The sequence below is a fragment of the Actinocatenispora comari genome, assembly GCF_017312725.1.
Lineage (GTDB): Bacteria > Actinomycetota > Actinomycetes > Mycobacteriales > Micromonosporaceae > Actinocatenispora > Actinocatenispora comari.
The window spans coordinates 1-21,961 of sequence record NZ_BOPO01000109.1; the positions used below are offsets into that span (position 1 = coordinate 1).

Consider the following 21,961-nt stretch of genomic DNA (forward strand, 5'->3'; position numbering starts at 1 on the left):
GGACGCCGCCTGGCCGTCTCGGAAGGTCGGGGACCGGTGTTCGGGCGGGACGCCGCCTGGCCGTCTCGGAACGGCGGGGTGTCGGTGTTGGTTGCTGACGCCGCCTGGCTCCCTCGAACGCTGGCCGCGTCGGGGCATCGGGAGTGGGCGGCTTGAACGGCTCGGCGCGGTCGGGGGTCGGGTTGGTGGGCGGAATCCTGCTGGGGCGCCGGGTGGGCCGGGAGGTTGGGGTCGGTGATCGGGTGGATGGCTCGGAACCGGGGTGTTGGAGTTTCGTCAGTGTCGAATTGACGGTTGATGGTGTTGGTCGCGGGATTTTCGTGCCCTGTTTGTAGAATTTTGGGCGTTTATGGAACTGCTGGGGTCAAGGTCTGCTTCGGGCGACCGAGCGGGGCTGGACGCCAGCTGAGATGTTGGTGACTTGGTCGGCACGGCGTCGGGATGCGGGTGCGCCAGACGTCGAGAATCGGTACATGGCTGAATCCACCGATCCGATCGCCGGCGCGGGTGCGCTGCCGCCGGCGTTGGCCGAGACCGCGCGACAGGTGTTCGGGGCGCGGCTGCCGCTCGCCGAGCGGTACGCGGAACTGCTCGCCACCGAGGGCACCGTGCGCGGCCTGGTGGGGCCGCGGGAGGCACCTCGGTTGTGGGACCGGCATCTGCTCAACTGCGCGGTGCTGGCGGAGCTGCTCCCGGTCGGGTCGGTTGTGGCGGATGTCGGATCCGGCGCGGGTCTGCCCGGTATCGTGCTCGGAGTGGCCCGCCCCGATCTGTCGATCGTGCTGATCGAGTCGCTGGCGCGGCGAACCGCCTTCCTGGATGAGGTCGTCGACGAACTGGGGCTCGCACGGGTCACCGTGGCCCGCGGTCGTGCCGAGGAGCTGGCCGGCCACATCGCCCAGCCGGACGTGGTGACGGCGCGCGCGGTCGCTTCGTTGGATCGGTTGGTGCGGTGGTGCTTGCCGCTGCTCCCGATCGGCGGCCGACTGCTGGCGATGAAGGGGTCGTCGGCGGGCGAAGAGATCGCCGAGCATGCGGCGCAGATCCGTCGGGCGGGCGGGGACGAGCCACGGGTGCTGCACTGCGGCGTGGGGTTGGTGGAGCCGGCCACCACCGTGGTCGAGGTGGTCCGGCGCAGCGGGGTGAACGGCAAGAAGAAGCGGGGGCGGATCAACACATGATCTTCGGGCAGTACGGGGCTGTCGGTGGCGGGTCGATTCGCGGTGCGGGCGGCCCCTTCGGTACGACTGGGCAGGCGGCTGCGGGGTCTCCGCGGCGCGGCGTTTCGGCAACGCACGATGGTCATGCCGGGCTGATCGCCGTAGGCTTGCCGCACATCGGTACGAACACCGGAACGACGGACATCGGTCACAGCGGTTCGCCCGCGCCCCCTCGCCGGCGAAGCCCGGTCGCTTCGCGACGGAGGTCGAGTCGGCGCGATGGCGCCGCTGTGGCAGGCTCCCCGATGGGTGCCGGTGATTCCCCCAATCGACCGAACGAGGGCAGCATGGTGCGCGAGGACCGACCTGCCGAGCCGTCGCAGGCTGGGTACGACGTCAGCCAGCAGCGAATCCGGAAGGCGCTGGCCGAGGTCTCTGTTTCACGTGAAACCGACCCGCTCGACGGGCCTGGTGGATCGACTGAACGAGCTCGGCCCCGTTCCACCGGCACGGTGTATGGCACGCCGCGCCGGCCCGAGTCGTACGACGAGGGAACGGCGGTCGGCGAGGACTCCCCCGTCCGTGGCAGCGGCTCGGCCGTCGTGCCGGACCCGTTGGCGAGCGAGCGTACGAGCGCGGTGCCGACCCAGCCGTCCGGCGCGGTTTCACGTGAAACCGACCTCGACGAGGATGATCTCCCGCTGGCCATGGAGGCGCGGCGGGCGGTACAGATCCTCAACCCGTCCGGCGCGGCGCTGATCCCCCGGCCGGCGCACCGGCGCATCATGTGCATCGCCAACCAGAAGGGCGGCGTCGGCAAGACGACGACCGCGGTCAACATCGCGGTCGCGCTGGCGCTGCACGGCAGCCGGGTGATGGTGATCGACCTCGACCCGCAGGGCAACGCGTCGACGGGCCTCAGCGTCGAGCACCACGCCGGACTCAACAGCATCTACGACTGCCTGACCGACGGGCTGCCGCTGGCCGAGGCTGCGCAGACCGTCGAAGGCATCCCGAACCTGCTCTGCGTGCCGGCCACCATCGACCTGGCCGGCGCGGAGATCGAGATGGTCTCGGTGGTCGCCCGCGAGTCCCGACTCAAGCGCGCGATCGCCGCGTACCAGGAGCCGCTCGACTACGTCTTCATCGACTGCCCACCCTCACTCGGCCTGCTGACGGTGAACGCGCTCGTCGCCGCCGAGGAGGTCCTGATCCCGATCCAGTGCGAGTACTACGCGCTGGAGGGGCTGGGGCAGCTGCTCCGCAACGTGGAGCTGGTGAAGGCACACCTGAACCCCTCGGTGTGGATCTCCACGATCCTGCTCACCATGTACGACGGCCGTACCAAGCTCGCCGACCAGGTGGCGCAGGAGGTACGGGAGCACTTCGGTGACGTGGTGCTCGACGCGGTGATCCCGCGGAGCGTCAGGGTCTCCGAGGCACCCGGGTACGGGCAGTCGGTGTTGACCTACGATCCCGGATCGCGCGGTTCGACCAGTTACTTCGACGCCGCCAAGCAGCTCGCCGAGCGCGGTGCGGCCGCGGGAGGGAAGGCATGAAGAATCGCCGCGGTGGCCTCGGGCGTGGGCTCGGCGCACTCATCCCCACCGGACTGACCGATGCGTCCACCGCGACGCAGGAGGCGCCGGTGTCCGCTCCCCCGGCGCCGTCGCCCGCGATGTCGCCGGCGCCGATGCAGGCCGCCCCGGTCGAGGACCGGCCTGCCGGTGGCCCCCAGCAGGATGCGGATCTCGCGCCCGTACCCGGTGCGCGGTTCCGGGAGATCCCGGTCGCTGCGATCGAGCCGAACTCGAAGCAGCCACGGCAGGTCTTCGACGAGGAGGCGCTGGAGGAGCTGCGGACGTCGATCGAGCAGGTCGGCTTCCTCCAGCCCATCGTGGTCCGCGAGCTCGGCTCCGGCCGGTACGAGCTGGTCATGGGTGAGCGCCGCTGGCGTGCGGCCCAGTCGCTCGGGCGGGAGAACATCCCGGCGATCGTGCGGGACACTCCGGACGACGACATGCTCCGCGACGCGCTGTTGGAGAACGTCCATCGGGCCAACCTGAACCCGCTGGAGGAGGCGGCCGCGTACCAGCAGCTGCTGGAGGAGTTCGGTGCCACGCACGAGGAGCTGGCCAAGCGGATCGGCCGCAGCCGGCCGCAGATCTCCAACACGATCCGGCTGCTGAACCTGCCGCCGGCGGTTCAGCGGCGGGTGGCGGCCGGCGTGCTCTCCGCCGGGCACGCTCGGGCGCTCCTCGCGATGGACGATGCCGACCGCCAGGACGAGGTCGCCAAGCGGATCGTGGCCGAGGGGCTGTCGGTGCGGGCGACCGAGGAGATCGTCGCGCTGACCGCCGCGAGCCCGGCCGGGAAGCGGAAGGAGCCGGCCGGGGACAAGAAGCCGGCCGCGCACTCCCCCGCCGTGACGGAGCTGGCCGATCGGCTCTCGGACAAGTTCGACACCCGGGTGAAGGTGGATCTGGGGCGGCGCAAGGGCCGGATCGTCGTGGAGTTCGCGACCGTGGACGACCTCGAGCGGATCGTCGGGATCATGGGCATCAACGGCCGGGCGAGCGACTGAGCCGACCGGTACTACCCCGCCGACGGCGGCCCTCGCTTCCGCGAAGGCCGCCGTTCGTGTGTTCGGGCGCGACCGCGGACGTCGACGTCTTCTGCAGGGAACTCGGCGTTTCACGTGAAACCTTGCTCCGGGGCGGCGATCCGCGTTCCACCATCGGGCAGCCAGCCCAGCCGTGCTGACCTTCGCCGCGCCGACGCCGATCGGTTTCACGTGAAACGTGAGCGGGGGCACCGATGCCGGGCTCACCGGGAACCGAGGCGAAACATCCGGGACACATCGGGGTGTTGCCATGGCCGCGGGAGGTGCTCGATGCTCGAGACCGAGATCCGATCACGGGAGGCACGGCTGGACGACCTGCCGCGGTTGACCGAGATCTACAACCACTACGTACTCACGACACCGATCACGTTCGACATCGAGCCGGCCACGGTCGAGGAGCGGCGAGGCTGGTTCGACGCGCACACGAAGAGGCGGTACCGGCTGCTGGTTGCCGAGCAGGACGGCGTGGTGCTCGGCTACGCATCCAGCAGCCGATTCCGGCCCAAGCCGGCGTACGAGACGTCGGTCGAGTTGAGCGTGTACCTGGCGCCGGAGCGCACCGGGCGCGGCGTCGGATCGCTGCTGTACCGCCGCCTGCTCGACGAGCTCGCCGCGGCCGACGTGCATCGCGCGTACGCCGGGGTGTGCCTGCCGAACGAACCCTCGCTGCGGTTGCATCGTGGGCTCGGGTTCCAGCCGATCGGGGTGTACCGCGAGGTTGGTCGGAAGTTCGGGCGGTACTGGGATGTGCAGTGGTTCGAGCGGGAGGTCGACGCTGCCTGAGGGTTGGGGCGCGTCGGCCTGGACGTGGGGTGGCCGGGTTCGCTCGGGGCGGTGGTGTGAAGGCCACCTCTGTTCGCTGTTTTGACCCCTTGTGGGGAATCGTGGGGAGGGGGCTTCGCCCCTCCCCACACCCCTCCCCGTCAAGGGGGCCTTCGCCCCCTTGACCATCCCCCGTCGGGGAAGCGGGGACGAGGTCCGGACTCCGCCTGGCCGTCTCGGAAGGTCGGGGGCCGGTGATCGGCTTGGACGCCGCCGGGCTGTCTTCGGAGCGTTGGGGGTGTTGTGGTCTTGGCGCCGCCTGGCGGTCTTGGAACGTCGGGGACCGGTGATCGGCTTGGACGCCGCCTGTTCCACTGGGGGTGGGGTCTTGGTGCGGGGTCTGGTTTGCTTTGGGCGGGTGGGTTTGGTGCTGGGAGCATGGGCCTGGGCGTTCGGGATGTTGGGAAGTGCAGATCTGGGCTCATGGCGCGTGGGCCTCTCGCGGGTAGTGATCGGGTTGGTGTCGTGGGATTCGTGTGGGACCGGGTGGATGGCACGGAGCGGCCCGAGGAACTGGTGAGGGTGCAGGAGGGGCTGGAGTCCTGGGCGGTGGTGCGGGCCTACCGGGACGTGATGCGGGAGCTGACGGGTACGGCCAGGGTGCTCGATCTGGGGGCCGGGCCGGGCGGGGAGACGACGTTCGTCGGCGTCGACAACTCGGTGGTGATGGCGCGGCGGGCGGCGACGCGTGGGCGCCGGATGGCCGTCGGGGACGCGGCCGCGCTGCCGTTCGCGGACGGCGCATTCACCGCCGTGCGGGCCGACCGGGTGTTCCAGCACCTGGCCGATCCGGTCCGGGCGCTCGCCGAGACGGTACGGGTGACCGAGCCGTACGGGCGGGTGGTGGTGGCGGATCCGGACCAGTCGACGTTGACGATCGACGCCGGTGGCTGCCCGCTCGCGGCGGTGGTGACGCGGTTCCGGCGCACGCACGTACGGAACGCGGACTTCGCCGAGCGTGCGGCCGCCGTGTTCACGGCGGCCGGGCTGACCGACGTCGCGGTGCGGCGGTGGCGGCTGGTCCTCACCGATCCGGCCCGGGCGTTCGGCATCACGACCTGGGGCGAGCTGATGGTCTCCGACGGGCTGTTCGACCGGCGTCAGTGGCGGGAGTGGGAGGCCGCGCTCGCCGGCGGTGAGTTCCGGTACCAGCTCGACTACGTGGTCACCGCGGGGCGCCGTCCGGGGTGACGGTGCCGGGCGGGGCCAGGTGCGCGGACACGAACTCGAGCATCGCCGGTGCGGCGAGCTGCGCCAGGTGCCAGGTGTGCGCCGAGTCCTCGGTACGGGTCGTCACCTGCTGGCCGCGGTCCCGCAGCGCCGCCGCCAGCCGCGCGTTGTCCCGGCGTTCCTGCGCCGACGCGCGCCGCGGCCAGTCCAGGAACACCGGTACCGGCGCGACGAACCGCATGGCGGGCAGGTAGTCGAGGATCCGGTTGTGCCGCACCAGCTCCGGCCGCCCCTTCAGCGCCGCCGACTCCGGCCCGGCGCCGGCCGAGGGGTACGGTTCCAGCGCCGCGATCGAGCCGATCTCGCCGGTGTGGTGCAGCCCGAGGTTGAGCGCGCAGAAGCCTCCGGACGACATGCCGGCGAGGGCGCGCCCGCGCCGGTCGGCGATGGTCCGGAAGTGCCGGTCCAGGTAGCCGGGCACGGTATCGGTCGCGCCGGTGCCGGCGAGGAACGACTCGAGCTTCGGGCCGGACACCGCGTCGAGGCACTCGGTGTCGTGCAGCCCGCCGAGCGTCGTGTCCGGCATGACGACGATCATCGGCCGTACCCGGCCGCGGGCGATCAGTTCGTCGAGCACCGCGGGCAGCCGCCCGGCGATCAGCCAGTCGTTGCTGCGCCCGGGCCACCCGCCGTACAGGTAGAGCACCGGGTACCGCCGGGAGTCACCGCGATAGCCGGCCGGGAGGTAGACGTGCACGGTCTGGGTCGGTACGGCCAGCCGTGTCGAGCCCAGCCGGAGCGACACCACCGTCGAGTCGTGCCCGGCCGGCAGATCCCGGTCCCCGTGCACCCGCGGCGGATGCGTGAAACCGAGTACCGCCGGGACAGAGCTCGGCGTGGTCACGTACCCGGCGTAGCTGTTGAGCCCGGTCAGCATCGCGGCGAGCAGTCCGAGCACGAGCAGGACCACCGCCGGGCTACGGTGTCGCGGCCACCCACGTCGCCGCCGCAGTGCCACCAGCCCGCCGACGACCACCACGGTGCCCAGCAACACCCCGGCCGGAACCCACCAGGACGTCATCGGCATCGGAGGCCCCACCGCCGCCCCACGCACCAAGATCGCCTCCCATCCCCCACGCTACGACCCGCGCGAGCCCACCGAGGCGCACTCCACCCCCCGATTCCGAGCCAGCCAGCCGCCGCCCGGCCGATCCCAGCCGCGAGCGGCCCCAACCTCCGGCCACCTCGAGCCGACCCCGCAACGCCCAACCCGACCACCGTCCCCGACGCTCCGAACCGAGCCAGGCGGCGTCGGCACCGATCACCGTTCCTGGACCTTTCGAAGCGTCCAGGCGGCGTCGGCACCGATCACCGGGACCCGACGTTCCGAAGCGGCCAGGCGGGGTCAGGATCTCGTCTCCGGGTCCCCGACGGGGGATGGTCAAGGGGGCGAAGGCCCCCTTGACGGGGAGGGGTGTGGGGAGGGGCGAAGCCCCCTCCCCACGACTTCCCACAAGGGGTGCAACAACAAACAGAGGTGGTCTTCACCCGGCAACGCGGCAACCCGGAACCCGGAACCCGGAACCCGGAACGTTCAGCGCCCCCGACCACTCGCCCGCGCCGCGAGATTGTGCAGAACGGAGCCAAGCCGCCGCCCCGCCGCCTCCACCGCCATCGGCAACAGCGACGTCTCGGTCATCCCCGGCGCCGTGTTGGCCTCCAGTACCTGGATGTCCCCGTCGGCGCCGACGATCATGTCGATCCGGGACAGGTCGCGAAGCCCGAGGCTGGCGTGCACCCGTACCGCCGTCTCGGCGACCTCGTCGAGCACCTTCTCGGGCAGCCGGGCCGGGCAGTGCCAGGTGGTGATCCCGGCGGTGTAGCGGGCGGCGTAGTCGTAGTTGCCGTCCGGCGGCTCGATCTCGACGGCCGGCAGCGCGTGCGGCCCGTCGCCCTCGTCGAGCACGCTGACCGCGACGTCGACGCCGGGCACGTACCGCTCGATCAGCACCGTCGGCGCGTACGAGAAGGCGCCGACCATGGCGGCGGGCAGCGCGTCGGCGGAGCGGACGGCGGCGACGCCGAGGCCGGATCCGCCGTGTACCGGCTTGACCACGAGCGGCAGGCCGAGCCGGGCGACGATGTGGTCGAGCAGGCTCTGCGCGCCGAGTTCGGAGAAGGTGGAGTGCGGCAGCGTGACCCACGGCGGGGTGGCGATGCCGGCGTCGGACAGGATCGACTTCGTGGTGGCCTTGTCCCAGGCGAGCCGGGCCGCGCGGGCGGTCGCCCCGACGTACGGGACGCCGACGACGTCGAGCACGCCCGGCAGCGAGCCGTCCTCGCCGGGGCTGCCGTGCACGGCGGGGAACACCACGTCCGGTCGCTCCGCCGAGAGGTACGGCAGCAGCGTCACGTCGACGTCGCGCAGTTCGACGTCCAGGCCGGCGGCGGCGAGCGCGTCGGCGACGCGGCGACCGGACCGCAGCGACACGTCCCGCTCGTACGAGAGGCCGCCGGCGAGCACGAGCACCCGCGGCGGCACCTCGGCGGTCACGCGATCCCCGGCGGTACGTCGCCGGTGACGCGTCGCGGTACGCCGGCGCTGCCGGTGGCCCCGAACGTAGAGCGCAACGTGAGTTCCTCCTCGATGACGCGGCCGAGCCGGCGCACGCCCTCGCGCAACCGGTCCGGCGGCGGGAAACAGTACGACAGCCGCATGTGCCGCGCGCCCGACCCGTCGGCGTAGAAGCCGGTGCCGGGAACGTAGGCGACCCGGGCGTTGATCGCGCGCGGCATCATCGCCTTCGAGTCGAGCGACTCGGGCAGCGTGACCCAGATGTAGAAGCCGCCGGCGGGTCTGGTCCAGCTGACCCCGGCCGGCATCGCTTCGTCCAAAGTGGACAGTGTGGCGTCCCGGCGCTCGCGGTACAGCTCCTGGAAGACCTTCAGCTGGTCGCGCCACGGCATGGTGGCGAAGTAGCGGGCCACGATCCGCTGGTTGAACGTGGCCGGGCACAGGATCGCCGCCTCGGACGCCATCACCAGCTTCTCCCGCACCGCGTGGGGCGCGAGGATCCAGCCGAGCCGCACCCCGGCGGCGAACGTCTTGGAGAACGTCCCGAGGTAGAGCACGCCCTCCCGGGCGCGGGCGCGCAGCGGCGCCGGCGGGTCCTGCTCGAACCCGAGCAGCCCGTACGGGTTGTCCTCCAGCACCAGCAGCCGGTGCCGCTGGCAGATCTCCAGGATCTGCTCGCGCCGCTCCTCGGCCAGCGTCACGCCGGCCGGGTTGTGGAACGCCGGCACCGTGTACAGGAACTTGGCGCGGCGGCCGGACGCGGCGACGGCGGCGATCGCCTGCTCCAGCGCCGCCGGTACCAACCCGTCGTCGTCCATCGATACGTGCACCACGTCGGCCTGCGCCGCCTGGAACACGCCGAGCGCGCCGACGTAGCTGGGCGCCTCGGCGAGCACCACGTCGCCGGGGTCGAGGAACACCCGGGACACCAGATCGAGCGCCTGCTGCGAGCCGGTGGTGACGACCACGTCGTCCGGTGAGGCGCCGCCGGAGGCGTCGATACCCTCCTCGGCCATCACCGCGCAGATCTGCTCGCGCAGCGCCAGCTCGCCCTGGCCGCCGGTGTAGTTGAGGGCCGGTGCGCCCTCCCGGCGGATCAGCTCGGCGACCAGGTCGCCGATCGCGTCGAGCGGCAGTGCGGCGGTGAACGGGGAGCCGCCGGCCAGCGAGACGACCTCGGGCCGGTTCGCGACCGAGAACAGCGCGCGGATCTCGGATGCCTTCATCCCGTGCACCCGCTGCGCGTACAGATCGGTGTAGTCGTCCAGTGTCGTGCCGGACACGGCGCCCCCTCGTTGCGTCCTCGCCAGCCCGGGGCCGGCGTTCAGGGCCTGCCGCGAGTCCCCGGTCGAGGACGTCGAGACAGCCTCTGGCTCGACCCGGCGCCCGGGGAAGCTTCCGGCAGCGGTGGCGGGTCCGTACCCGCGGCGCACGGTTGCCACACTCTACCGGTCGACGTGCAGCAACCGCTGCGCTACGTGACGCAGACCGCGTAGGATTCCACCCCGAGAGAACGCGGTACCGACGCCGGGACCACCCGCCGGTACCGGTCCAGCAGGGGGTGACGGTGTCTCGACGGTTGGTGAATCTCACCCTCGACACCCTGGAAGACCTGCCCGGCCGCTGCCGCGGCTGCGTGTTCTGGGAGCTCGACCCGGTCGCCGCGGACCGCGCCGTGCGCGCCGGCGACGCCGAGCTCTCCAAGGAGGCGTGGGCGTCCCAGACGCTGCTGGAGTGGGGCTCCTGCGGCAAGTTGATCTACGTGGACGAGGCACCGGCCGGTTACGTTCTGTTCGCGCCGCCGGCGTACGTGCCGCGCTCGGTCGCGTTCCCGACCAGCCCGGTGAGCCCGGACGCGGTGCTGCTGATGGCCGCGTACGTGGTGCCCGACTTCGCCGGCGGCGGCCTCGGCCGGATGCTCGTCCAGGGTGTCGCCCGTGACCTGACCCGGCGCGGCATCAAGGCGATCGAGGCGTTCGGCCGGGAGCGCCCGGCCGCCGCCGACCGGGGCGCCGAGCACGACGCGGCCCCCAGCGCCGCGCTGCCCGGCGAGCACCGCTGCGTGGTACCGGCCGACTTCTTCCGGTCGGTCGGGTTCAAGACGGTCCGGCCGCATCCCCGGTTCCCGCGGCTGCGGATGGACCTGCGGACCGCGCTGTCCTGGAAGAGCGACGTCGAAGCGGCGCTGGACAAGCTGCTCGGCTCGATGCGCCCGGAGGCGCTGCTGCACCCCGCCCTGCCGCACTGACCAGCCTCAACACCCGACCGGCCAGCCTGCCGGGGCCCGACCAGCGGCCTCAGCATCCGACCAGCCGGCACCCGGCGCACCGGACGATCGGGACAGCGAACGCTTCCCGTACCGGGAAAGCCGGCCGGACTGCGGTCAGTGGGACCGACGGTCAGCGGGCGGCGAGGGCGGTGCGCAGCGAGCTGACGTCGAAGGTGCCGGTCGGGAAGTCGGAGTCCTTCGTGAGGTACATCCGCTGGATCGCGGCGACCATCGCCTCCACCGCACGGTCCCGGAACACCGGGTCGATCAGCTTGGCCCGGTCGTCCGGCGAGGTGAGGTAGCCGATCTCGACCCGCACCGCGGGCATCCGGGTCAGCCGCAGTAGATCCCAGCCCTTGGCGTGCGCGCCGCAGTCGAGCATCCCGGTACGCGCGGCGACCTCCCGCTCGACCAGCCCGGCGAGCTGCTCGCCGACCGTCGAGGTGACCCCGACCGGCCCACCGAAGTGGTACGCGGCGACGCCCTGCGCGGCGGGATTCGGGTGGCCGTCGCAGTGCAGCGAGATGAGCAGGTCGGCGCCGAGGTCGTTGGCGAACCGGGCCCGCTCCCGCTCCGGGAACCAGGTGTCCCGGTTGCGAGTCAGGTGCACCTGGACGCCCGCCGCGGCGAGCCGGCCCTCCAGCCGGGAGGCCAGGTCGTACACGATGTCGGCCTCGGTCCAGCGGAGCATCCCGTCCGGAACGGTGACACCGGTGTCATCGCCGCCGTGGCCCGGGTCGATCACGATCCGCTTGCCCACCAGGGCCGGGCCGGCGTTGTGCAGCAGCGCGGACTCGCGGAGCAGCTGCGGGCGGCCACCGGTGACCTTCCGGCCGAGCCGGCGCAGCGCCGCCATGGTGGCCGGACCGAACGAGCCGTCGGAGGTCAGCCCCACCTCGCGCTGGAACTTGCCGAGCGCGTGCGCGGTGCGGTCACCGAAGACCGCGTCGGCGCGGCCCACGTCGTACCCCATCTCGAGCAGGCGCTCCTGCAGGGTGCGGACGTCGTCACCGGTGAGCGGTTCGGGTCGGGCGGCGAACAGCGGGCGGTCGCCGAGCTGCCAGCGGGCGCCGTCCAGCGCCTGCCAGGTCTGGTCGTCGACCACGCCGTCCGCGATCAGCCCGCGGGACTGCTGGAATGCGCGGATCGCGCGCTCGGCGGTGGCGTCGTAGCGATCGTCACCGGTGTCGTCGGGAAGCAGCCCGAGCCGGACGAGGACGGTGCGGATCTCAGCTGCCGCCGGACCGCGGTCACCCGGTCGGATCGGACGCATACGTGGTGCCTCCCTCGCGGCATCGACTCCGTGGCGGCGCAGCACGGCCACGGTGAATGCTGGCCGCGGACACCGCGGCGCGAGCATCACAGACATCGGAGCGTACTCCGTGGTCCGGCTTGGCCCCGTACGGGCCGACGCCCACCGGCCGCGAGGGATGCGTCATTCGTTGTCGTTCGTACCGAAACGACGCAACGTGCCGAAGGGGTAGCAATTCGGGACCGGGTGCCCCGCCCGGATCCGGGCGGCAGGCTGGCTGCCCGCTACCCGGCGACGGGTGGCCCTACTGGCAACCCGGTCCCTACATGCGACTTAGTGTCCGAGCCGTCGGACGTTACAGGCTGGACTCGATGAACTTCGCCAGCGCGCTCTTCGGCTGCGCACCGACCACCGACTGCACCGGCTCGCCGCCCTTGAACACGGTCAGGGTCGGGATCGACATCACGCCGTAGTTGCGCGCGGTGTTCGGGTTCTCGTCGATGTTGAGCTTCACGATCTCGACCTGGCCCGCGTACTGCTGGCCGAGCTCCTCGAGCACCGGGGAGACCTTCTTGCACGGCCCGCACCACTCGGCCCAGAAGTCGACCAGAACCGGCTTGTCGGCCTTCAGTACGTCGGCGTCGAAGCTGGCGTCGGTGACGGCCTTGCTCATGTTGGTACCCCTCTCGAAAGGATCTTGCTCACTCGACGGACGCGAGGTAACGCTCGGCGTCCAGGGCGGCGACACAACCGGTGCCCGCCGCGGTGATGGCCTGCCGGTACGAGTGGTCGACCAGGTCGCCGCAGGCGAACACCCCGGTCACATCGGTGCGGCTGGTCGGCGACTCGGCCCGCACGTACCCCTCGTCGTCGATGGCGACCTGCCCGGCGAACAGCTCGCTGCGCGGGTCGTGGCCGATCGCGATGAACAGCCCGGTGACGTCCAGGGTGGACTCCTCGCCGGTCTTCGCGTTGCGCAGCTTCACGCCCTCGACCTTGTCGGTGCCCAGCACCTCGGTCACCACCGAGTCCCAGATCACCTTGATCTTCTCGTTCTTCAGCGCGCGCTCTGCCATGATCGGGCTGGCCCGGAACTCGTCCCGGCGGTGGATGATCGTCACGGTCTCGGCGAACTTGGTGAGGAACGTCGCCTCCTCCATCGCCGAGTCGCCGCCGCCCACCACCGCGATGTGCTGGTTGCGGAAGAAGAACCCGTCACAGGTCGCGCAGGACGAGACGCCGTGGCCGAGCAGCCTCTGCTCGCCCGGCACGTTCAGCGGGCGCCAGGCCGAACCGGTGGCCAGGATGACCGCCTTCGCCTGGTACTCGGTGTCGCCCACCCAGACCCGCTTGACGTCGCCGGCCAGCTCGACCCGGGTCACGTCGTCGGTCAGCAGCTCGGCACCGAACCGCTCGGCCTGCTTGCGCATGTTGTCCATCAGGTCAGGGCCGTCGATGCCGTCCGGGAAACCGGGGAAGTTCTCCACCTCGGTGGTGGTCATCAGCGCACCACCGGACTGCGCGCCCTCGATGACCAGCGGGTTCAGATTCGCCCGAGCCGCATACACCGCGGCGGTGTAGCCCGCCGGCCCGGACCCGACGATGATCAGGTTTCGGACGTCTGCCACCACACGACCCTCTTCCTAGACGTGCCCGAAGCCGGCTGCCAGTGCCGGATCGAAGCCTCTGCCGACAGAACGCCATCGTACGGACCGAGATTCCCCGCTGCGGTCTGTGTCACGCGGCGCCGAACGTCCGGTCAGGACGCGTGCAGCGAGACCACCGTGGTCTGGTAGCGCAGGTGCGCCCCATCGGTGCCGCACTCCGGGCCGACCACCGAGATCTGCTCGGCCGAGCCGGCGGGGGCGACGACCACCGCGGCCGGCCGGCTGCGGAACATCGCGAAGTCCACCAGCGAGGCGCCCGGGGCGCCCAGCTGGTGCAGGCACTTGTCCAGCCGGGCCGGATCGGCCAGCGGCCGCAACGCGCTCGGCACCGCGGCCGCCGCGGTACCGGAAAGCGCTTGCTGTCCGGCCTGGTCACCCGCCTGGCCCAGGGTGCTCGTGGTGTAGTCGGTACCGCTCGCGGCCAGCCGCACGCCGTCGGTCGGCCGGCCGTCCTTCGGCGCGACCTGCGCGTGGTTCGGTCCCCTCGTGTCCCCGGGCGACGGCGCCGCCCCGTTCGGCGCCGAATCGGTCCTGCGGGCCGAACCGCTCTCGCCGTCGCCGGTCAGCAGGCTCGCCCCGGCGATGCCGGCGAACGCGAGAACCACGACCGCCGCGGCCGCACCGGCGAGCCACTGCGCCCGGCGCCGGCGGGCGGCCCGCCGCTCGCGATCCAGCGGTACGACCGGGTGGTCGGGCGGTGTCTGCTGCCGGAAACCGTCGGCGAGCCGGGACAGCAGCTCCGGCGGCGCCGTCACCGGGGCCGCCCCGACGTGCGCCAGGTCGGCCCGTACCGCGGCCTCGGCCGGGACCGCCGCCGCGTGCGCCGACCGCCACTCCGGTCGCGTCGCGATCAGCTCCGCCACCTGCTCCTCGACCCCGGTACCGGCGAGCGCGCCGCCCACGTAGTCGGCGAGCAGGTCGTCGTCGACCGCCCGGCCGAGCCGGGCCGCCGCCACCATCCGGCGCACCTCGGCCAGGTAGTCCGGGTCGTGCTGTGCCGCGTCGGGCGACGGGGGCCGCAGATCGTCGCTCACGTCGCCCCCCTCCCCCGTTGCGTACCGCCGTCTTCGCTGTCGGCCGTCTCCGATCTGACGTCCGGCGGCGCCGTCTGGTTCCGCAGGTGACCCAGCCGACCGGCCAGCCGGGACCGACCCCGCGCGCACCGGCTCTTGATCGTGCCCGGCGCCACGCCGAGGATCTGGGCCGCCTCGGCCACCGGGTAGCCGTACACGTCGACCAGCACCAGCGCGGCCCGCTGGTCCGGCGGTAGCTCGGCCAGCGCGGCCTGCACGGTCAGCGCGGTGTCCTGGTCGGCGACCTGCGGGCCGGTGGCCACCGGCTCGGCGGTACCCGACTCGGGCAGCGGCACGGTGGGCCGGGCCTGCCGGCGCCGGGCCCGGTCCAGGCAGGCGTTGACCACGATGCGGTGCAACCAGGTGGTCACGGCCGAGTCGCCGCGGAACCGGTCGGCCTTCCGGTACGCCGAGATCAGCGCGTCCTGGACCGCGTCGGCCGCCTCCTCGCGGTCGCCGAGGGTGCGCAGCGCCACCGCCCACAGCCGGTCGGCATGCCGGCGTACCAGCGTCTCGAACGCGGCCGGGTCGCCGGCGACGTGCGCCCGGAGCAGCTCGGTGTCGCCACGCGGGTCCATCCCGCTCGCCGTCGGCAGGTCGTGTCGCACGGTCGGGTCACTCGGCCGGATCGCGCCGGCCCCGGACGGCCAGCCGGGCCCGCGGGGAGCCGGTCACTGCCCGCGGACCTTGATGTCCTTGACGCCGAGCTGGTAGCCGCCGTCCTGCGCCTGCGGCAGCTTCGTGATCCACACCATCAGGTACCGGGTCTTGACGCCGCTCAGCGTCCACGACTTCGTCACCTGGACCACCTGCTGCTCGGCGCCCGGCACCTGCTTGTAGCTCGACACCACCGAGTCGTCGGTGGCCGTGGTGCTGGCGCCGCCGTTCGCCGGGTCGGACTTGCCCATCCGCAGCCCGACCGTGGCGCCGCCGTCGCTGAGTACGACCGACACGGTGGAGATGTCGCGCACCTTGCCGAGGTCGAGCAGGATGCCCATGCCGCGCTTGAAGTTGCCGAAGTTGGCCTGCTTGTAGTCCTGCGTCTCCCACTGCGTCGTCGCGCTGTCGTCGATCGCGCTCCGCGCGCCGTCCAGCTCGGTGCGGTCGCCCTGGTCGGGGTCGACGATGCGGATGTTGGCCGGCTTGATCGCGGTCGGCGCGCTGTTGCCGCCGGGGGTGGACTGGCTGGTCGAGGTGCCGCCCGGGCCGCCGCTGCCGTCGGAGGTGTTGCTGTTCAGCCACTTGGTGCCGATCAGCAGCCCGAGCAGCGAGATCACCGCGAGGCCGGCGATGCCGACGGTCAGCTTCTTCCACCGCGGCCGCTTCTCCGGGGGGTCCGGGGTCTCCACCGTGACCAGGTCGAGCGGGCCGCTGACCTCGTTGGCGATGTTCAGCCGGGCCAGCTCGCCGGACAGCTCGGCCGCGGTCGGCGCCGCCAGCTGGTCGTCCAGCAGGTCCATGGTCAGCGCGTCGATGTAGTTCGGCACGTCCGGGCGGACCTGGCGGGGCGCGGCCAGCTTGCCGTCCACCGTCGGTGCCGGCGGCAGCCCGAAGTCACCGGGCAGTTCGGCCGGCCAGGTGCCGGTCAGCGCGCAGTAGAGAACGCCGCCGAGGCCGCGGATGTCGCCTTCCTGGCTGGCGTCGGCGGAGGCGCGGGCGTCCGCCAGCACGATCCGCTCGGCGCCGAGCAGCACCGTGTTCGGGTGCACGTTGCCGTGCGCGACGCCGGTCTCGTGGATGGCGGCCAGCGCGTCGGCGATCGCGTACGCGACGGCGGTGGCGCGGACCGGGTCGAGCGGGCCGTCGGTGGCGACGATCTCGCGGAGCGGATGACCGTCCACGTACTCGCGCACCACGTACGCGCGCTCGCCCTCGTCGACCGCGTCGTACACACCGACGGTGTGCGGGTGGACCACCCGGCTGGCGGCGACGGCCGCCTGCAGCATGTCGTTGGCGGAATCACCGCCGGGGTATTTGAGGACGATGGTGACCGGGCGGCGGAGGATGACGTCCACTCCGCGCCACACCTGCCGCCCCGTGGAGTCGTCGTGGATGTGCTCCTCGAGGCGGTACCGGTCGGCGAGCACCTCGCCAACCGCGGGTGCTCCGACCTGGGTCAACCCAGTCCTCCCTCCGGCTGGCCCCCGGGCAGCGGCTGGCTCTAGTGCGACCCGTCGTTCACTCACAGCCTAGGTCCTCCGCGACGGGCGCATGCGGCACCCTGCTCAACTCCGGCGACTCGATGACCGTGCCGGTAAACCTCGACCATCACGGTCCGTGCCGCACCGTCGCAGCACGAACGGTCGCACGAGCCGCTGCCACCGTATCGCGTCGCGCTCCGGTACTCGACGGGCCGGATGGTATTTGTTCCCGAGTCGCCCACTTGTCAAACCCCGCAACCTCTGTGTCACCTGCGCAATGACACGGACGTACGAAAGGCATACACGTGTTGCGGGCGATCCGGGTTGCGGTGCGGGACGGACTTCACGATGCCGCCGCGGCGATGTGATTTAGTACTTACTCTTCGTGAGGACGAGAGGTCTGTCACGGGGGTGTGCGATGGCGGGAGTCGACAACGTCCAGTCCGTCACGGAGGGGTACTCGTTCGACGGGCCCTGTCTCGACCTCGGTGCCTTGTTGACCGGGCCGGACACGGTGGCCGCCGAAGCGAAGGTGCGCATTCCCCTCGGCATGGTCAACCGGCACGGGCTGGTCGCCGGCGCCACCGGGTCGGGGAAGACGAAGACCCTCCAGGTACTCGCCGAGCAGCTCTCGGCCGCCGGGGTGCCGGTCTTCCTGGCGGACGTCAAGGGCGACCTGTCCGGTATCGCCCAGCCCGGGGTCGGCAACGCGAAGATCACGGCGCGGGCCCGGTCGATCGGCCAGGACTGGGCACCCGCCGCCGTGCCGGCCGAGTACCACAGCCTCGGCGGGCGCGGCCCGGGGATCCCGATCCGGGTCACGATCTCGTCGTTCGGCCCGCTGCTGCTGTCCCGGGTCCTGGACCTCAACGAGGTCCAGGAGTCGTCGCTGGCCCTGGTCTTCCACTTCGCCGACGAGCACGGTCTGCCGCTGCTGGATCTCAAGGACCTGCGCAGCGTGGTGACGTACCTGACCGGCGAGCAGGGGGCGGCCGAACTCGCCGCGCTCGGCGGCCTGTCGAAGCAGACCGCTGGCGTCCTGCTGCGCAAGCTGATCGCGTTCGCGGACGAGGGCGCGGAGGACTTCTTCGGCGAGCCCGAGTTCGACACCCGCGAGCTGCTGCGCACCGCCGACGACGGACGCGGTGTGATCAGCGTGCTGGAACTGTCGGAGCTGCAGACGAAGCCGACCCTGTTCGCGACGTTCCTGATGTGGCTGCTGGCCGACCTCTACCACGATCTGCCCGAGGTCGGCGACCTGGACAAACCGAAGCTGGTGTTCTTCTTCGACGAGGCACACCTGCTGTTCGACGGGGCCAGCAAGGCGTTCGTCGACGCGGTGACCCAGACCGTACGGCTGATCCGGTCCAAGGGGGTCGGGGTGTTCTTCGTGACGCAGACCCCCAAGGACGTGGCGCCGGACGTCCTCGCCCAGCTGGGCAACCGCGTCCAGCACGCGCTCCGGGCGTACACCCCGGACGATGCGAAGGCGCTGCGCGCCACGGTCTCCACGTTCCCGAAGTCCGGGTACGACCTGGCGGAGCTGCTGACCTCGCTGGGCATCGGCGAGGCCGTCGTGACGGTGCTGTCGGAGACCGGTGCGCCGACACCCGTCGCCTGGACCAGGCTGCCCGCACCGACCTCGACGATGGGGCCGCTGGACCCGGCCGAGCTCGACCGACGGGTAAGGGAGTCGCCGCGGTACGCCCGGTACGCCGAGCCGGTCGACCGTGAGTCGGCGTACGAGCTGCTCGCCGCGAAGCTCGCGCCGGCCGACGAGGCCACGCCGGAGTCGCGGTCGGCGCCGGAGAAGCGCCGGACCGAGCGCGACGACCCCGGCATGGTGCAGAAGGTGTTGGGCAGTACGGAGGTACGCGGGTTCCTGCGGTCGGCCGCCTCGACGGCCGGCCGGGAGGTGTTCCGCAGCCTGTTCGGGACCGCGCGGCGCCGTCGTTGACACCGCCACGACGGGTCGCTGTGGCGAGCCTCTCAGTCGTCTCGGGCACGGCGAAACGGGTGTTGCCGGACAAGATCGTTCAGTAAACGGCACTACTGGGCGGTAACACGGCATATCGGATGGCAACCGCCCAAGGGACTGGTCATGCTGTCCCCATGGTTGCGTCGATGGTGTTCGACTCCGACCGGCGGGTGCTGTTGTGGCCACTCCCGCCGGAGCAGCGCACCAGCGAAGGGATCGGCGTCGGCAGCACCGTCTACCACGCGTGGCTCGCCTACCCGGACGCCGAGGCGCTGCGCCCCGAACCGGCGGCGGCGTCCGACGCGCTGCTCGTGCACCGGATCGACCGCGGCTACCTGATCAGGCACGACGGCACCGTGGTGCGGCAGCTGATCGCCGGTACCGAGGAACTCCTCCGCGCCGCCTACCAGACCCGCTGACCGCAGCAGGCAGCCGCCGGTGGCTCAGCGGCCCACCTTGCTGTCCTGGCTCGTTGGCCGGTTCGGTGCTGTGGTGCCGCCGGTAGCTCAGCGGCCCACCTTGCTGCGGACCATGCTCACCAGCTGGTTGATCTCCCGAACCCGCAGCGCGTACGCGAGGCCGAAGTAGACGATCGCGAGCACCGCACCGCCCGCGGCCAGCTCGGCCAGGCTGGCGATCCGGCCGTGACCGAGCACCGGGCCGAGCGCCTTCGCCACCAGCCAGCCGGGGACCGCCGCGACCGCGCCGGCCAGTACCAACCGGAGCAGGGTGCTGGCCACCCGGCGCAGGCCCAGGGAACCGATCCGGCGACGCAGCAACGCGTACGACACGATCGCCGCGACGACGAACGACACCGCGTTGCCGACCAACAGCAGCGGCACCACGTAGTCGATCGGCGCCAGGAACCAGACCGCCACGTCGAAGGCGATCTTGACAAGCACCACCGGCACGTTCACCAGCGCCGGGGTACGGGTGTCGGGCATCGCGTAGAAGGTGAAGATCTGCAGCTGGCTGACCGCGAACGGGACCAGCCCGAACCCGGCCATCGCGATCGCCAGGCCGGCCGAGTGGGCCGCGGCGGCGCCGAAGTGCCCGTACTGGAACAGCACGACACCCAGTTGGCTGCCGAACACCGCGAGCGCCACCGTGCCCGGGACCAGCAGCACCGCCGAGAGCCGGGTACCGAGAGAGAGGTAGTCGGACAGGTCGCCGAAGCGCCGGTCCGCCGCGGCCGCGCTCATCCGCGGCATCAGCGCGGTCATCACCGACACCGCGGCGATCCCGTTGATCGTCATCATCAGCAGGAAGCCGTAGTCGTACACGATCGTGCCGGTGTTGTCGTCGCCGCGGGTGGTCAGTCCGGCGATCTTGACGACGACCAGCATGCCGACCTGGCTGATCGCCACGTAGCACAGCGCCCAGCCGGCCAGCCGGCCGATCTCGCGCAGCCCCATGCCGCGGAACGAGAACCGAGGCCGGAACCGGTACCCCACCTTGCGCAGCGCCGGGGTCAGCGCCACCACCTGCACGCACATCGCGATGGTGAAGCCGGACCCGATCAGCGCGATCTTCGGCAGCGTCATCGTGTCGAGCGTCGGCTTGTCCGGCCAGATCAGCGCGAACATCACGAAGAAGCCGATGATGACGATGTTGTTGAGGATCGGCGCCCAGGTCGGTGCCGCGAACGAGCCGCGGGTGTTCAGCACCGCCTGGAACATCGCCGACAGGCCCATGAAGAAGATCGCCGGGAGCATGAAGTAGCTCAGCGACGTGACCGTGTCGTGGATCGGGGTGCCGCGGGCCAGCACCCAGGACACCACCGGGGCGCCGACCGTGACGATCACCGACATGACCAGCAGCATCGTCGCCGCCAGCGTGACGAACCGTTCGGTGAACGCCTGGCCGCGGTCCGGGTCGGTCTTGCGCGCCCGGACCAGCAGCGGGACCACGACGCTGGTCAGCGTGCCGCCCATCAGGAGCTCGTAGAGCATCTGCGGCGAGTAGACCGCCTGGGTGTACGCGTTGCCCACGGTCAGGCCGAGCGCCGCACCGATCGCGACGGTACGGCCGTAGCCGAGGACCCGGCTGACCAGGTTGAGGCCGGCCATCATCGCGCTGTTGCGCATCACGCCGCGGTCGCCGCCGGCCTCCGGTTCGGGGGTCGGCGGTACGTCACCGGTCGGCGGCATGGTCGCCGTCGCGGCCGGATCGGGTACCGCACCGTGCGGCGCGGACATCGCGGCGACCTCCTGCTCGACGGCGAACGACGACCGGTACAGCCCGTCGCCGGCGGCCGTCGGCCCCGGCGGGGTCGGCTCCGCCTGCTGCTGACCCGGCTCGTACCCGCGCCGGCCCGGCTCGTATCCGCGCTGGTCCGGCTCGTATCCGCGCTGGCCGGGCTCGTACCCGGGCGCGTCGTAGCGTGCCGTGCGGTCGTCCGCCGGCCGGGTCGCGTCGTCCGGCACCGGATGCTGGATGCGCGGGTCGTCGCCGCTGCGGTACACCCGCCCCTGGGGGTTACTCATGGTTCGCTCGTCGTGCTCGCTCATGCCCGGTCTCCGCTGCGGCCGTCACGCGCCGGACTTCGCGAGCAGGTCGGGTACCTGCGCGACCAGCCGCCGCTCGTCGGGGTGGGCGAGCCGCTGCGGGATGTCGTCGAGTGGCACCCATGCGACCTCCACCACCTCCCGGTCCCGGTCCGACAGCTCGCCGTCGAGGAACCGCAACAGGAAATGGTGCACGGTCTTGTGGATCTTCTCGCCGTGCAGCATGAACCAGTAGTCGACCTCGCCGAGCCGGTGCCGCACCTCGGAGGAGACCCCGGTCTCCTCCTCGATCTCGCGCACCGCGGTCTGCTCCAGGGTCTCACCCAACTCCACGTGACCCTTCGGGAGCGACCAGATCAGCCGGCCGCGCCGGTCGTGCTTCCCGATGAGCACGCCGAACGTGCCGTCGTCGCGCACGTCGACCACCAGCCCGCCGGACGACACCTCCTCGATCCGGCCCGACCGGGTACGCCGCCGGCCGCGGATCTGCCCCGGCGGTGGCGTGTCGACCCGCCGCTTGCGCCGCTTCTTCGCGGCCGACCGCGCGGTGGGCGCGCCGTCCTCGCCCGGTGCCGTCCCGGTGGCTGTACCGCCCATAGGCGCCGCCGCCGCTTCGCCGGTCGCGCCCGGGCCGCGCCGCCGGCGCCGCCGCTTGCGCCGCCGCCCGCCGCCGCCCGACCCGGCCGTACCGCCGTCGGACGCGGCCGCGCCACCGCTCGCGCTG

At 71.9% G+C, this 21,961-nt stretch carries 19 protein-coding genes; 8 read left to right on the top strand and 11 right to left on the bottom strand.

The features are described from left to right. Nucleotides 1-473 precede the first annotated feature (473 nt). The 5 genes from rsmG (at nucleotide 474) to NUM_RS25820 (ending at nucleotide 5,796) form a co-directional block, all read left to right on the top strand. Complete coding sequence (gene rsmG / locus NUM_RS25800) at nucleotides 474-1,181, top strand: 16S rRNA (guanine(527)-N(7))-methyltransferase RsmG (protein WP_207127520.1); 708 nt, start codon at nucleotides 474-476, stop codon at nucleotides 1,179-1,181. A gap of 491 nt (nucleotides 1,182-1,672) precedes the next feature. Further along, nucleotides 1,673-2,719 carry a ParA family protein gene (locus NUM_RS25805; protein WP_370467058.1) on the top strand — a complete coding sequence of 349 codons (1,047 nt, stop codon included), beginning with the start codon at nucleotides 1,673-1,675 and terminating at the stop codon, nucleotides 2,717-2,719. Then, nucleotides 2,716-3,744, top strand: coding sequence for a ParB/RepB/Spo0J family partition protein (locus tag NUM_RS25810; protein ID WP_207127522.1), 1,029 nt, complete (start codon nucleotides 2,716-2,718; stop codon nucleotides 3,742-3,744). Before NUM_RS25805 ends, NUM_RS25810 begins: the two co-directional genes overlap by 4 nt. Nucleotides 3,745-4,053: 309 nt before the next feature. Beyond that, nucleotides 4,054-4,566 (top strand): GNAT family N-acetyltransferase, encoded by a 513-nt coding sequence (locus NUM_RS25815; protein ID WP_207127523.1) that lies wholly within the window; start codon nucleotides 4,054-4,056, stop codon nucleotides 4,564-4,566. Nucleotides 4,567-5,070: 504 nt separating this feature from the next. Beyond that, complete coding sequence (locus NUM_RS25820) at nucleotides 5,071-5,796, top strand: methyltransferase domain-containing protein (RefSeq protein ID WP_207127524.1); 726 nt, start codon at nucleotides 5,071-5,073, stop codon at nucleotides 5,794-5,796. On the opposite strand, the gene NUM_RS25825 is transcribed toward NUM_RS25820, so the two are convergent. The 3 genes from NUM_RS25825 to NUM_RS25835 form a co-directional block, all read right to left on the bottom strand. Then, complete coding sequence (locus NUM_RS25825) at nucleotides 5,771-6,862, bottom strand: alpha/beta hydrolase (RefSeq protein ID WP_207127525.1); 1,092 nt, start codon at nucleotides 6,860-6,862, stop codon at nucleotides 5,771-5,773. The genes NUM_RS25820 and NUM_RS25825 overlap by 26 nt on opposite strands. 507 nt (nucleotides 6,863-7,369) lie before the next feature. Next, nucleotides 7,370-8,329, bottom strand: a complete 960-nt coding sequence (locus NUM_RS25830) for a D-alanine--D-alanine ligase family protein (RefSeq protein WP_207127526.1) — start codon at nucleotides 8,327-8,329, stop codon at nucleotides 7,370-7,372. Next, nucleotides 8,326-9,633, bottom strand: coding sequence for an aminotransferase-like domain-containing protein (locus tag NUM_RS25835; RefSeq protein ID WP_207127527.1), 1,308 nt, complete (start codon nucleotides 9,631-9,633; stop codon nucleotides 8,326-8,328). The genes NUM_RS25830 and NUM_RS25835 overlap by 4 nt, the downstream gene beginning before the upstream one ends. A gap of 284 nt (nucleotides 9,634-9,917) precedes the next feature. On the opposite strand from NUM_RS25835, the gene NUM_RS25840 reads away from it, so the two are divergent. Next, complete coding sequence (locus NUM_RS25840) at nucleotides 9,918-10,598, top strand: GNAT family N-acetyltransferase (protein ID WP_207127528.1); 681 nt, start codon at nucleotides 9,918-9,920, stop codon at nucleotides 10,596-10,598. A gap of 151 nt (nucleotides 10,599-10,749) precedes the next feature. On the opposite strand, the gene NUM_RS25845 is transcribed toward NUM_RS25840, so the two are convergent. The 6 genes from NUM_RS25845 to NUM_RS25870 form a co-directional block, all read right to left on the bottom strand. Continuing rightward, nucleotides 10,750-11,892, bottom strand: a complete 1,143-nt coding sequence (locus NUM_RS25845) for an N-acetylmuramoyl-L-alanine amidase (protein WP_207127529.1) — start codon at nucleotides 11,890-11,892, stop codon at nucleotides 10,750-10,752. Nucleotides 11,893-12,226: 334 nt separating this feature from the next. Further along, entirely contained in the window at nucleotides 12,227-12,544 is a 318-nt protein-coding gene (trxA, locus tag NUM_RS25850) for a thioredoxin (RefSeq protein ID WP_207127530.1), read from the bottom strand. Between the two features lie 28 nt (nucleotides 12,545-12,572). After that, on the bottom strand, nucleotides 12,573-13,499 hold the full coding sequence (gene trxB, locus NUM_RS25855) for a thioredoxin-disulfide reductase (RefSeq protein WP_207127531.1): 927 nt from the start codon (nucleotides 13,497-13,499) through the stop codon (nucleotides 12,573-12,575). A gap of 131 nt (nucleotides 13,500-13,630) precedes the next feature. After that, on the bottom strand, nucleotides 13,631-14,572 hold the full coding sequence (locus NUM_RS25860) for a hypothetical protein (RefSeq protein WP_207127532.1): 942 nt from the start codon (nucleotides 14,570-14,572) through the stop codon (nucleotides 13,631-13,633). Further along, a complete protein-coding gene (gene sigM, locus NUM_RS25865; protein ID WP_207127537.1) occupies nucleotides 14,569-15,189 on the bottom strand; it encodes an RNA polymerase sigma factor SigM in 621 nt (206 codons plus the stop codon). The genes NUM_RS25860 and sigM overlap by 4 nt, the downstream gene beginning before the upstream one ends. Nucleotides 15,190-15,282: 93 nt before the next feature. Then, the gene (locus NUM_RS25870; RefSeq protein ID WP_207127533.1) at nucleotides 15,283-16,731 is read right to left on the bottom strand and encodes a protein kinase family protein; all 1,449 of its coding nucleotides are present in this window, start codon (nucleotides 16,729-16,731) and stop codon (nucleotides 15,283-15,285) included. Between the two features lie 439 nt (nucleotides 16,732-17,170). Here NUM_RS25870 and NUM_RS25875 point away from each other — a divergent pair, with 439 nt between their 5' ends. Beyond that, nucleotides 17,171-18,709: a helicase HerA-like domain-containing protein gene (locus NUM_RS25875; RefSeq protein WP_207127534.1), complete on the top strand. Its 1,539-nt coding sequence runs from the start codon at nucleotides 17,171-17,173 to the stop codon at nucleotides 18,707-18,709. A gap of 155 nt (nucleotides 18,710-18,864) precedes the next feature. Beyond that, on the top strand, nucleotides 18,865-19,149 hold the full coding sequence (locus NUM_RS25880) for a hypothetical protein (RefSeq protein ID WP_207127535.1): 285 nt from the start codon (nucleotides 18,865-18,867) through the stop codon (nucleotides 19,147-19,149). 87 nt (nucleotides 19,150-19,236) lie between these two features. Here NUM_RS25880 and murJ read toward each other — a convergent pair whose 3' ends face one another. Then, on the bottom strand, nucleotides 19,237-21,216 hold the full coding sequence (murJ, locus tag NUM_RS25885; RefSeq protein WP_207127536.1) for a murein biosynthesis integral membrane protein MurJ: 1,980 nt from the start codon (nucleotides 21,214-21,216) through the stop codon (nucleotides 19,237-19,239). 45 nt (nucleotides 21,217-21,261) lie between these two features. Next, nucleotides 21,262-21,961, bottom strand: a 700-nt coding sequence (locus tag NUM_RS25890; RefSeq protein ID WP_225918862.1) for an NUDIX hydrolase, incomplete at its 5' end; no start/stop codon positions are given.